Here is an 11,931-nt window from a genome sequence, read left to right as displayed (position 1 = left end):
GGTTCTTTTCGAATCTCTCGATTCCATTACTCTTATTCTTTTGTTTTAACATCTCTGTTAAAACGGCTGTCAATTCAATATGTCTACGAACGTGTGTTTCTTTTTGTTTTCGCTTGTGTTTCAAAGCGGGTGCAAAATTAGGCACTTTATTAGGATCTACAAGCTTTTTTATGGTTTTTTTTGAATCTTTTTAGTGAATTTTTCTTAACTTACTGATAACATTAAGTTTAGTAATTAAACTTTTTTACATATTTGAAGGATTTTTCTTTTAATTTCTATTATTAAACAAAATCAGCTGTTTAAAAACACCTTCTTTTACGGAATTCGCACCATCTTCTAAATTATTACAAGAAATTTTCAAATACACTCTTGAGATAATTCTTGTACTGATTACATTCAATTACTCATACTATATATAAAAAAAGAAAGAACATCTAAAATCCTTTCTTTTCTTTCTTTTATAAATCTATAATGTACTCCAGCTCCTTATTATTAATATGAAGCAAATATGTTCTGTCTGACATACTAAGAGAAAACAGTTTCAAAATTACATCTGGCATATTATTATTTCGGCAGATACCTTCTTAGTTTATCATCAATATAATATGACGTCTGTTTTTTTTCATCACGAACCAAAAAATAAAATTTTAAACCCGCTCTGTCTTCCAGATTATATTTTTCTTCCACCTCACTATTTGATGCATAATTTATTTCCTCAATTTTTAATGCTTTCTGCGGCCTGATCACCCACTGCATGGTCAGCAGATCTAATACTCCGCTTAATTCATCATTTGACTCAACAGAGTATCCGTAATAATTTATTTTTAAAGAGTGTTCTGTATCAATAAAAGAAAAATGGCCTTCTGTTTTACTTCTGCTGCTGCTTATTATATCATTAACTAATTTTTTTTCTCCATCCATATTTATAAATCCTTCTTCGCCTGCAGTAGTTTTATACTTGAACCAGATGATATCATTTCCCAGATTTATCATGTCTAAAGCGGCATACTCAAAATTTAGGTTCGTTCTTGTTTCACCATCAGCATTTATCACTGCTTTTTTCTGATCCTTTACTGCAATAGCAAAGTACTCATTCTTATATTTGAACAAATATGGACAGTAGGAATAAGTACCTGAATAAGAAAAAATCGAATTATTTACAACATAAAACCCTCTGCTGTATCCTTTACTTATGGGTTCGTGCCATACGGATGAATCATCAAAAATCTGCCAGTTTTGTATAAAGACTTTCACTTCCTTTGTTTTGCTGTCAATTTCAAAATATGAAGTATTGTCATAGTTTCCTTTTAGATTTGGTTTAGCAAAATCCAGCTGATGATATTTAGGCTTTAAAACTGTTTTATTGTTTTTTGAATTTAAATATCCGGCTCCTTTTCTGGTTTCATAAGGAACTAGGTTTATTAAATCTTCGGGTTTTATCTGTGCAAAGTCTTTCTCAATAATCCCTTTTATACTGTCCTCATAACGGTCTTGAGAAAATGAGACATTAAAAAAAAGAAAAGATAAAAAGGATAATAAAGGTAATTTTTTGATCATGTTTTTTCTGTTGTTAAATAATTTATAAGATACTGCTGTAAAACATCATCTGTAAGGCAACAAGCTGCAAACAGCTACTTCAGCACAGATTAGCGGCACCAAATATATAAACAATATTTTTATTACAATTTGCTGCTATCTTTTTACTTACTGCAATTTTATCAATAAAATAAAATTAGAAAATGATGTAAAAATTGTTCTGTTAGTACTGCAGGCGTAAGCTTCAGAACTAAAGCTCTTTTAGTTCCAAAACATCTCTTCAATTTCTGGTCTAACTCATAATTTGAAAAGATCTCCTTTTTTAAATCTAAAAAAAACACAAGGAAAACAGTCAAAAACATTCTTGCATAAAACTAAAACACATTTATTCTCGTACATTAATAAAAGCATTTATATCATGGAAACATCACCTATCTTATTAAAAGTGCTGCAAATTCTTGCTGACAGATACGCATCCAGCTGTTCTTTAGAAGAACTTACCAAGCTGATTACTCCGGTTATTAAAAGCTCAATGTCTATTACAGACTATTTGGCTTCTGAAAAGGAAAACCAAGCGTCAATATTAGATGCTTTAGTCCTTCTCCATGACCAAGGTTTTATCTTTTTAAATTCTGATACCGACCAGAGTGTTATTACTATAAAAGGTCTTATAAAAATAAATCATTACGTTTTATACAATTAGTTTGTAATTACATAGAAACTTATTTTAAAACTCCTTCTTAAGGTCTGTAAAAATCAGCAAAATGATCTGAACAACTTTTTCAAACCCAGTCGTCAGTTAGAATTACTATAAAAATAAACGGCGTATAAAATAAAAATACTACACTTTCTAATCACTCAAAACCGCTATCTTTTTGAAAAAAATGGATTCAAGTTCCGTTTTCGCTAAAAAATAAAAAAGCTTCAGATTTCTCTGAAGCTTTTTTATTCCAAATCATTTCCCTTAATCACCGATCAAAATCGCAATTAAAAACCATCTTATTTAATGACATACCTCTAAAGAAAGAAATTAAAAAATAGAACTCCAGTAATTAATGAGATTTATTTTATATTTGGCTACCCAAAAAAACTAATCTTTCTATAAAATACTTTGCATCTGTACCAAAAACACCTCCAGAATTACAGCACTTTTTATGCTCTGATATTCAGCAGTTCAAAAATGACTGATTAAAACGGAATTTACCTCATTTTTATAAACAGTATTCAAGCTTTGCCAGTCCGCAGCTCAAATAATTATAACTTAATATCTTTCAAAAATTGAAAAAAACTACCAGAACAAGAAACATCACCAGTATGTTTCTTTTAACAGCCTTTTTGACAGCACCAATCTGTTATTCGCAGAAAAAAACAACTGCTAAGCCGGTAAAAAAAGCCGTAACATCAGAAAAAACGATAACTCCTATCGTTACCGAAGAAAGCAACGTGCCCTTTAAATTATTGGATCTTGCACCAAGCAGACCTGTACCCCAAGAGCTAATCACAAAAGCAAAGGAAATGGGAGCAAATGCTAACGGTAATCCTTTCAAAATTCCGACAGTGGAAGAAAAGGATTTTATGTATGACGATTTTATACTATACGGCGAGAAGCAGGAATCCTATCTGGTAAGTATGAATGGAAATATTGAAAAGATTCCTGCCGACATCCATCTGATTACCACAACAAAAAATAATTCCAGAATTCTGACTGATAAATGTATCAATCTGACTGAAATGTCAAAATGTTCCAACATCAGAATTATAGGTTCTGATGGAAAAAAACTCAATATTGATCTTTCCAAATATCATTTCGCATTCAATATGAAACAGAATCTTTACAATTCTGAAGATCATACTTATGTAATTGTCTATACAGAATCAGGCGGACAGAATATTATTATGGAAAACGGAACCACTTTTTTTACCTCTGATTTTTCCCACATCAGTTTTATAGTTCCAGGATTTGTCATCTACCAGGAAAAACATGGAGACCAGAAACAATTGATGCAGTTAAGCACCAGAAAAAAGATTGATATTTCAAAATACGATGACATCAATGCTCTTACCGTTAATAAACTCCTTGTTGCAAAGAAGAATGAAAAATATTTCCTGATCAATCCTGTGACAGATAAAGTACTTTTTGAATCTGATAAAAGAATACAGGAATTATATTACCCAAGTGATGTAAATCCTAAAAACTACTTTGTCTTAGCAAATAGTGACAGCTCGACACTGGTAGATATTACAGGTAAAAAGGTACTGGAAGGAGAATATACCAGATTTGGGTTTTACGTTTCAGGGAATATTTTTTCGGTAGAAAATAAGCAGAGAAAGCAGAATTATTATGATCTGGCAAAAAAAGCTTTCGTATACGGCGATTTTTACAACAGTTTGTCTACAGAAGGTCCTTTTGATGTGGCAAAATATAACGGTTACATCCAGATTTATGATAATAAGACTAAAGAACTTTTGTACGGTGCAGATAAAAAAGTGAAAGAAATTCGTTTTGCCGGTAATATGTACATCCTGACAAAGCAGGAGGTATCTAACAATTCCGGTAAAAACTTAGACATCTATGACAGGGAAAGTCGTTCATTGCTTTACGAAAATGCTTCTTACTTAAGCTCTATAACCAATACAGAAAGTTACTTTATCATGGCTCTGGACAAGAATCTGGATAATAAATACAGTATCTTAAACAGAAAGGGAGCTGTAATAATTCCTGAAATTGTAATTCCGTATTACATCAAATACAACATAGACAAGAAAATTTTCGAACTTACTAAAAAGAGTACTGGAAAACCTACAGACTGTTATGATTTAGCCGGGGTTAAAATTAACTGCCAATAATCAGTTCTAACATTTATTCGATACAAGTAAAAGCTTCAGAGAAATCTGAAGCTTTTTTTTAATTTCAAATCCATCTCTCTGCTGGTCAAAACAAACTAAAAAAGTCTTTATTTATTCTTACCTGTTTATATCATATTTGGAAGTTTGTATTGACCGGATATAAAAAGAGACATCAAATATATAGTTTGACATCTCTCTTTCATTCAGCAGTATCGCTGATTAATGCTATTCAAAAACTTTCCCCAAATGTTCTTCCATAACAAAATACGGATCATCTGTATGTGTCATCGACCTTATATGAATTAAACTGGTTTTACTCATCATTCTGAGCATTTGTCGTCTCTCGCACTGAACAATCTTACCGTTCTCTTCCCTCTGCCCTGCTGTAAAAGCACTCCTTCCATGGGCACATAAATGATTATTTACAAATATAACATCTCCAGCGTCCGGTGTATAATCACTATTAATCAATTCTTTAGCCTCATTCCAGAATTCAGTTAAATTATAAAGCGCTTCAGGACTCTGGCCTGCCTTTTCATTAAATATCTGCTCCGCTGCATCAAATCTAATAAAAGGCAGTTCCTTATTTCCATATAAAACAGAAGCCAGAGGACCATTATTAGATTCCTCTTCATAATTGGCATCTTTAGGACATTGATAAATAGGCTCAAAAAGTTTTTCCATAACTGTATTAACCTTTCCGTGTGATCGTACAGAATAAAGTGTTGAAGGAACTCTTTCTTCATTTCGTAAATAAAGAAAGCTCAAAAAATCAGCCTGATGAAGAAGAAATGCATCTTCTGTATGAACATACAAATTTGTCTTTGACCCCGAACCTGTCTGCGTAGCAGCCATATTTTCATCTGGAATAACAGCATGAAGAATACCTCCTCCTTTTCGCTGCGCATAATACTGAACAGGTTTGGATGGAACTGCCCCATGCAGCAATGAGCAGATAAAGCCGTATTTATTGAGTTTTGAATAATCAGCACTCTGCCAGTTAGGGGGAGTCGGTCCCAGATGATCCTGATCGACTTCCAGAAGACCTCTAAAAACAATGGCTCCATATTGATCTGCTGAGAAATCTGTTCCAAAACGGCTTAAAATTCTGGCTATTCTTTCCGGAAGAAGCTGGAAAGAATAAAGATGAAGCGCTTCAATATAATCGGGGTTTTCATAGGTCTGGAATGCCTTCTCCAAAAGAGCGCCCACATTAGATAAAATATTTCTTTCCTGAGGCGTAATGTCCACTATCAGCGGGCTTGTAGGAATCTGATACGCATAATTTTCTTTTACTGGTATTTCATCTTCAATTAATGATTGTGATTTCATTTTATTAGTTTATTTATATGGTTAATAAAAATTGGGGCAGGTAAAAAACACAAACTACTAAAAATTAATTATATACAAATAAAACATCATTCCATAACATTTTGATAATGTAGAGAATTTCGTATTATTTTTTTTCTGTTTTATTTTTTTTATAAAGATTAATTTCTACATTTGCTCTTATTGTTTTTATTCATTCTAAATAAAATCTACTTACAAATATATTTGTTTTTATAATTTAAAAAAGAATTTTCTTAAAAAATTTATTAAAAAAATATGAATATTAGTACTAAACCTAGTAAAATCAAGACCTCAGATTGGCAAAAAAAAATTTCTAAAATAATTCGGACCAGGAGAAGCGTTTATGCCGATGAATTTGTAAAGCAAAATATATCCGATGAATTATTAAATGAAATTTTAATAAACGCAACCTATGCCCCTACACATAAAATGACTGAACCCTGGAGATTTGTTGTTTTTAAGGATAACTATTTAGAACAATTAGGGTCTTTTCTGTCTGAATATTACAAAGAGTTTTATTTTCAAAAATTTTCTGCTGATGAAGCTCTTGAAAAATACAATCGGCTTAAAAAATATCCTCTTAATTCAGCTTGTGTTATTGGAGTTGTGATGGCTCGTAATCACAAAATTGACCTCCCTGAATGGGAAGAAATTGCTGCCGTTTCATGTGCCGTTCAAAACATAGCACTCACATGCACTGCCCATAATATTGGGAGTTACTGGAGTACATCTGCGGGTGCAATTGATTATTTGAAGCAATTTGACCTGGCCGAAAATGAAAAATCTCTCGGTTTAATTTATGTTGGATATTATCCTGATGATATTGAACCGTCAAGAAAAAAAAGAACCTCTGTTTCTAAAAAAGTAACCTATTTTAAATAACCCAAATTTTAAAAAATAATCATTATGCAAAACCTATTAGACAACGATCAGGATGTCTTAGTTAAAAATCCTGCAGACAATTTTTATCAGGATATTTTTCATGAAAATTCCGGCGCAGAATATAACAACGCAATAGCATTAGTACAAAAACGTGTAGCTGGTTTTCTTGAAAATACCAAAATTCCATTCAGCGGTATTAAACCTGAGGAAATACGAAATAAAGTAGAAGCTGTAAACTTAGACCAGCCGCTCCAAGATTACGAAAGCCTTTGGGATGAGATTGATGAGATTTATGTAAATCATGCAACTGCCTATCATTTACCAGAATATATAGCCCACTTAAACTGCCCTGTAGTAATTCCTGCTTTAGCTGCCGATGTGCTGATAAGTGCAATTAATTCGTCTCAGGATACGTATGATCAAAGTGCCGGAGGAACATTTATAGAAAGAAAGTTGATTGCCTGGACTGGCGAACAAATTGGATATAATGCCGATTGTGATGGTATTTTTACTGGCGGCGGTTCGCAGAGTAATCTTATGGGATTGCTTTTGGCAAGGGATTATTTTGCTTTGAAATACCTGAATTGGAATATCAAATTAAATGGATGTCCACCGGATTCAAGTAAATTCCGAATTTTTGTTTCAGAGAAATCTCATTTCAGCAATCAAAAAAATGCTTCTATTCTAGGTCTTGGCGAGCAGTCTATTGTACAGGTTGTTACTGACAGCCGTTATCGAATGGATGCTCAAAAATTAAAGCAGGCTATTATTGAAGAAAAAGAAAAAGGCAACATTCCTATTGCTATTGTGGCTACAGCCGGTACAACAGATTTCGGAAATATTGATCCATTATCTGAAATCGCAGTTCTGGCAAAAGAACATGAATTATGGATGCATGTTGACGCTGCTTATGGCTGTGGATTATTGCTTACAGATAAATACAAACATCTGTTAAACGGCATCGAACAAGCTGATTCTGTAACGATTGATTACCATAAATCTTTCTTTCAGCCTATTTGCAGCAGTGCTTTTATGGTGAGAAACAAACAGCATCTTCATATTATAAAACACCATGCCGATTATCTAAACCCTAAGGAGCAGGATTATGATGAACTTCCGGCTCAAATTAACAAGTCTCTGGTGCAAAGCACAAGACGTTTTGATGCTTTAAAGTTATGGTGTACACTACGCCATATGGGAAGATCTAAACTGGGTCAGTATACAGAAACTATTATTGAAACTACGCAGCAAACAGCCGCTATATTAGAAAACGATAAAGATTTTGAGCTTTTAACCGATTCTGATTTAAGTGTTTTGGTTTTTAGATATAAACTGGCAGGATGGCCGGGCGACTGCTGTAAAATGAATTTACATATCAAAAAGAAAATGTTTTTTAATGGTGAAGTTTTAGTGGCAAGCACAAAAGTAAATGGCATTTTTTACCTGAAGTTCACCATTTTGAACCCATTAACGACTATAGCACACATTAATAATATCCTTTCAATTATAAAAAAACACGGAAATGACTACATCTTCTCCTAAAGAGATTGCTCAGGAAGCAGTCCATATTACGTTTACTATTTTACTAAACTGCTGCCTGCGCGAATTAGGCAACAGCAGTTTTTATGAAGGGATTCCTAAATACGATCCTGTATTAAAATCTTATATGTCAAGGTATGATCATAAACTTCATTTAAAATTGGATTTTCCTGTTGATAAAGTTGAAGTATATGCACCGATACGTTACAGATCTGAAACCTTCAGACATTTATATGATTTTCCGGTAATGGAACGCGATCTTACTACCGAAACCATAAAAGAAATAGATGCAGATCGTCTTTTAGAATTAATTACAACTCATGTAAGACAGCAGTATCCGCTGGCAGATTCTAAAAATGTAAAAAAAAGAATGCAGCTGAGCACCGAAAAAATAGCGCAGTTTTTAGAGCATTTTAAAACTTCGGGCCAGCAGTTTAATAAATCTGAAATGACCTTTATTGAAGCGGAACAATTATTTCCAGCAGGACATTTACTTCATCCGCTTACCAAAGGACGTGAAGGTTTTACGGAAGCTGAAGTTTTAAAATATACTCCTGAAACCGGCGGTTACTTTAAGTTATACTATTTTTTAGTGTATCCTGATTTAGTTACCGAAAAATCAGTAGACGATATTTTGCCTTCCGATTTTGCAAAAACGACAGTATTAGATGCAGGCAAAGGAGATCAAAAACTGCACGATTTACTGGAAAAAAATCCAGAATGGAAAGTAATTCCGGTTCATCCATGGGAAGCTGCTCACTTTAAAAACCAGCCTGTATTTGATACAATGGTAAAAGAAAATCTGCTTATCGATTTAGGTGAATTTGGAAAAGAATTCACAGCAACTTCTTCTGTAAGAACGGTATACAATAAAGAAAGTGATTATATGTATAAATTTTCGCTTCATGTAAAAATTACGGGCGCAGAGCGTATTAATCACTATCATGAACTTTACAGAGGATATGATGTATCAAGGCTGATGCAGACTGACTGGGGAGACAATGTAAAGAAAACCTATCCTAATATTGAATTGATTTGTGATCCGGGTTTTATATCTGTATCCTATAACGGAAATGTACTGGACCCTTTTTCTACCAGTGTGCGATACAATCCGTTTAAAAGTACTGGATCCGAAAAAGAAAAGAATGTTAGTTTATTAGCTTCTTTATGTCAGGACAGCGTATTGGGAGATCCTTCCAGAATGGAGAAAGTGATTCAAAAAGCTGCTGAGCAAACAGGATTATCTATAGAAAAAACCAGTGAACTTTGGTTCAAAAAATACATTGATATTATACTTAACGGCGTGGTAAAAATGTTTAATGAACAGGGAATGGTTTGCGAGTGGCATCAGCAAAACACACTTGTACAATTGGATGGAGCGTTCATGCCCGAAAAACTATTTTTCCGTGATAATCAAAGTTTTTTATTTAGAAAATCTTTTGAAGAGCAGTTAAATAGTATCGTACCAGGTTTTTCTGAAAACGGAAAAATGTTTATTCCAGACGATCGTTTATTCAATTTATTGCTTCATTATTTCTGGGTAGGAAATATATTGGCTGTTGTAAATACTTTTGGCGCTAACGGACTTGCCGATGAAAAAAATCTTCTAAATGTTTTATACGATGCTTTAGAGGTTTTACAAAAAGAAGACGAAAGCGGTTTGGTTACATTTATTCTAGAAAGCCGATATTGGAAAGTGAAAGGCAATTTGCTTACAGCACTAAATGATATTGACTGCGGCGGTAATCCTGCTGGTGTTACGCGTATCAACTTCCCGAATGTTTTACACAAACGCTTTTTCTCAGAGCAATTGATACATCCAAAAGGAAAAGAATTGGTTTACAATCGTTATTTCCCTAAAGAAGATGTAACTATAAGTTTACGCCCTGTTGATATAGATAATGACTTGGAAATGCTGCACGAATGGTTTCATCGTGATCACGCAAAAGCAGCTTGGAAAATGGATTGGCCTCTGCGCGAACTTGAAACCTATTACAGAACGCTGCTTCCGGGAGATGGCTTGTACAGTTATATAGGAATGGCTAACGGAGAACCGACTTTTAATATTGAAGTTTATTGGCCAACCCGCGATGTGCTGGGAGATTATTATGATGTGCTGCCTACTGATTATGGAACTCATCAATTTATTGCACCGACAGATCCTAAGCTGAAATTTGTTTCACCATCTACACAATGCATGATCGATTATGTATTTGCTCAACCCGAAGTGGGTAAAATGGTTGGTGAAGGCGCTGTCGATTCCAGAGCTTCGATGATGAACAAAGCTTTTCATGGCTTTAAAATCGATAAGGTAATCGAAATGCCGCATAAAACATCAAATCTTAATTTCTGCTATCGCGAATGGTATTGGGCTAAATTCCCTCAAAACAAAGACATTGTAATAAACGCTGAAGCAGAACCTAATCTTATAAACCAATAATATGGAAGATCGTAAAGTATATTCACTAATCGGAATTGGAATCGGGCCTTTTAATTTAGGCTTAGCCGCTTTGTTAGAACCGGTCGATGACGTTTCATCACTTTTTTTTGATCAAAAAGAGCAATTCAACTGGCATCCGGGTTTGCTTATTGACCATGTTACCTTGCAGACTCCATTTTTATGCGACTGTGTTTCAATGGCCGATCCTACAAGTAAGTTTAGTTTTTTAAATTTTCTTAAAAAGACAGATCGCTTATATAAATTTTTTATCCGCGAAAATTTCTTTGTACTGCGCAAAGAGTATAATTTATATTGTCAATGGGTAATCAAGCAGCTCAAAAACTGCCGCTTCTCCTCTAGTGTAAAAGAAATTTATTATAAAGATGGTCTTTATGAATTACACGTATTTCATAAAGAGGAAGATCAAACCAAAATTTACTATTGCGAAAAATTAGTATTAGGAACAGGTACTGTGCCTATACTTCCTGAGTTTGTTGATCTAAAAGAGATGAAGAAGGTATGTCATACTTCAAGCTATCTTTTTAGAAAAGAAGAAATATTAGAACAGAATACGGTAACTGTAATTGGTTCCGGTCAAAGTGCTGCCGAAGTATTCTTTGATCTGCTTCAAAACAGACCTAAAAACCTAAAACTGAATTGGTATTCCCGTCCCGATCGTTTTTTTGCAATGGAATATTCCAAACTTGTTCTAGAGCATACATCTCCGGATTATATCGATTATTTTCATCAAATGCCATCTTCGACCCGAAAAGTCATGCTGGACCGTCAGAAATCACAATTTAAAGGAGTAAACTTTGATTTGCTGAACCAGATTTATGATCATTTGTATACCCTTAGCGTAGATAACGAAGACATTGGTGTAAAAATCAGACCGAATATACAATTGGATGATATAACTCTAGGGATTCACCATAATTATGAATTGCATCTGGAGCAGATAGAACAGCAAAAAAAGTTTACAGACCACGCCGACTATGTAGTTTTAGGCACCGGATATCATTATCAGGAACCTCAATTTCTTAAAGACATACAGCATCGCATCAGCAGAACTTCAACCGGCAGTTATGATGTAAAAAGAAACTACAGTATAGATAATAATGGAAATGAAATTTTTGTACAGAATGCAGAAATTCATACACACAGCTACATTTCATCAGATTTGGGCATGGGTGCGTATCGCAATTCCTATATCATTAATGAAGTAGCAAAACGTGAAGTCTATAAGTTAGAAAAGAGGATTGCTTTTCAGGATTTTGACCTCTCGGGTATTGTGGCAGAAAAAACGGAGGAAATTAGTATTTAACACCAAACTTAAA

8 protein-coding genes are annotated in these 11,931 nt (G+C 33.8%); 6 read left to right on the top strand and 2 right to left on the bottom strand.

The window, feature by feature from the left end; translation table 11 throughout:
* Nucleotides 1-564 precede the first annotated feature (564 nt).
* Entirely contained in the window at nt 565-1,557 is a 993-nt protein-coding gene (locus L1276_RS25005) for a hypothetical protein (RefSeq protein ID WP_253792602.1), read from the bottom strand.
* Nucleotides 1,558-1,954: 397 nt separating this feature from the next.
* Here L1276_RS25005 and L1276_RS25000 point away from each other — a divergent pair, with 397 nt between their 5' ends.
* Nucleotides 1,955-2,239 (top strand): hypothetical protein, encoded by a 285-nt coding sequence (locus L1276_RS25000; protein ID WP_253792601.1) that lies wholly within the window; start codon nt 1,955-1,957, stop codon nt 2,237-2,239.
* 575 nt (nt 2,240-2,814) lie between these two features.
* Nucleotides 2,815-4,383, top strand: a complete 1,569-nt coding sequence (locus L1276_RS24995) for a hypothetical protein (RefSeq protein ID WP_253792600.1) — start codon at nt 2,815-2,817, stop codon at nt 4,381-4,383.
* 225 nt (nt 4,384-4,608) lie between these two features.
* Here the strand turns inward: L1276_RS24995 and L1276_RS24990 are convergent, their stop codons facing one another.
* Nucleotides 4,609-5,715, bottom strand: coding sequence for a TauD/TfdA family dioxygenase (locus L1276_RS24990; RefSeq protein ID WP_253792599.1), 1,107 nt, complete (start codon nt 5,713-5,715; stop codon nt 4,609-4,611).
* Between the two features lie 273 nt (nt 5,716-5,988).
* Between L1276_RS24990 and L1276_RS24985 the strand changes: the two genes are divergently transcribed.
* The 4 genes from L1276_RS24985 to L1276_RS24970 are packed head-to-tail and all read left to right on the top strand — an operon-like array spanning nt 5,989 to nt 11,918.
* A complete protein-coding gene (locus L1276_RS24985; RefSeq protein WP_253792598.1) occupies nt 5,989-6,615 on the top strand; it encodes a nitroreductase in 627 nt (208 codons plus the stop codon).
* 24 nt (nt 6,616-6,639) lie between these two features.
* Nucleotides 6,640-8,157 carry an aspartate aminotransferase family protein gene (locus tag L1276_RS24980; RefSeq protein ID WP_253792597.1) on the top strand — a complete coding sequence of 506 codons (1,518 nt, stop codon included), beginning with the start codon at nt 6,640-6,642 and terminating at the stop codon, nt 8,155-8,157.
* The gene (locus tag L1276_RS24975; protein WP_253792596.1) at nt 8,138-10,594 is read left to right on the top strand and encodes a GNAT family N-acetyltransferase; all 2,457 of its coding nucleotides are present in this window, start codon (nt 8,138-8,140) and stop codon (nt 10,592-10,594) included. Before L1276_RS24980 ends, L1276_RS24975 begins: the two co-directional genes overlap by 20 nt.
* 1 nt (nt 10,595) lies before the next feature.
* Nucleotides 10,596-11,918: a lysine N(6)-hydroxylase/L-ornithine N(5)-oxygenase family protein gene (locus L1276_RS24970; protein ID WP_253792595.1), complete on the top strand. Its 1,323-nt coding sequence runs from the start codon at nt 10,596-10,598 to the stop codon at nt 11,916-11,918.
* Nucleotides 11,919-11,931 lie beyond the last annotated feature (13 nt).

It is taken from the genome of Flavobacterium sp. HSC-32F16 (genome assembly GCF_024171645.1).
GTDB lineage: Bacteria > Bacteroidota > Bacteroidia > Flavobacteriales > Flavobacteriaceae > Flavobacterium.
This window is presented reverse-complemented; position numbering and strand designations above follow the sequence as displayed.

Bases quoted from the DNA above. Each gene is read 5' to 3' on its own strand.
- L1276_RS24990 (WP_253792599.1), bottom strand. From the start codon at position 5,715: ATGAAATCACAATCATTAATTGAAGATGAAATACCAGTAAAAGAAAAT.
- L1276_RS24980 (WP_253792597.1), top strand. From the start codon at position 6,640: ATGCAAAACCTATTAGACAACGATCAGGATGTCTTAGTTAAAAATCCT.
- L1276_RS24975 (WP_253792596.1), top strand. From the start codon at position 8,138: ATGACTACATCTTCTCCTAAAGAGATTGCTCAGGAAGCAGTCCATATT.
- L1276_RS25005 (WP_253792602.1), bottom strand. From the start codon at position 1,557: ATGATCAAAAAATTACCTTTATTATCCTTTTTATCTTTTCTTTTTTTT.
- L1276_RS24970 (WP_253792595.1), top strand. From the start codon at position 10,596: ATGGAAGATCGTAAAGTATATTCACTAATCGGAATTGGAATCGGGCCT.
- L1276_RS24985 (WP_253792598.1), top strand. From the start codon at position 5,989: ATGAATATTAGTACTAAACCTAGTAAAATCAAGACCTCAGATTGGCAA.
- L1276_RS25000 (WP_253792601.1), top strand. From the start codon at position 1,955: ATGGAAACATCACCTATCTTATTAAAAGTGCTGCAAATTCTTGCTGAC.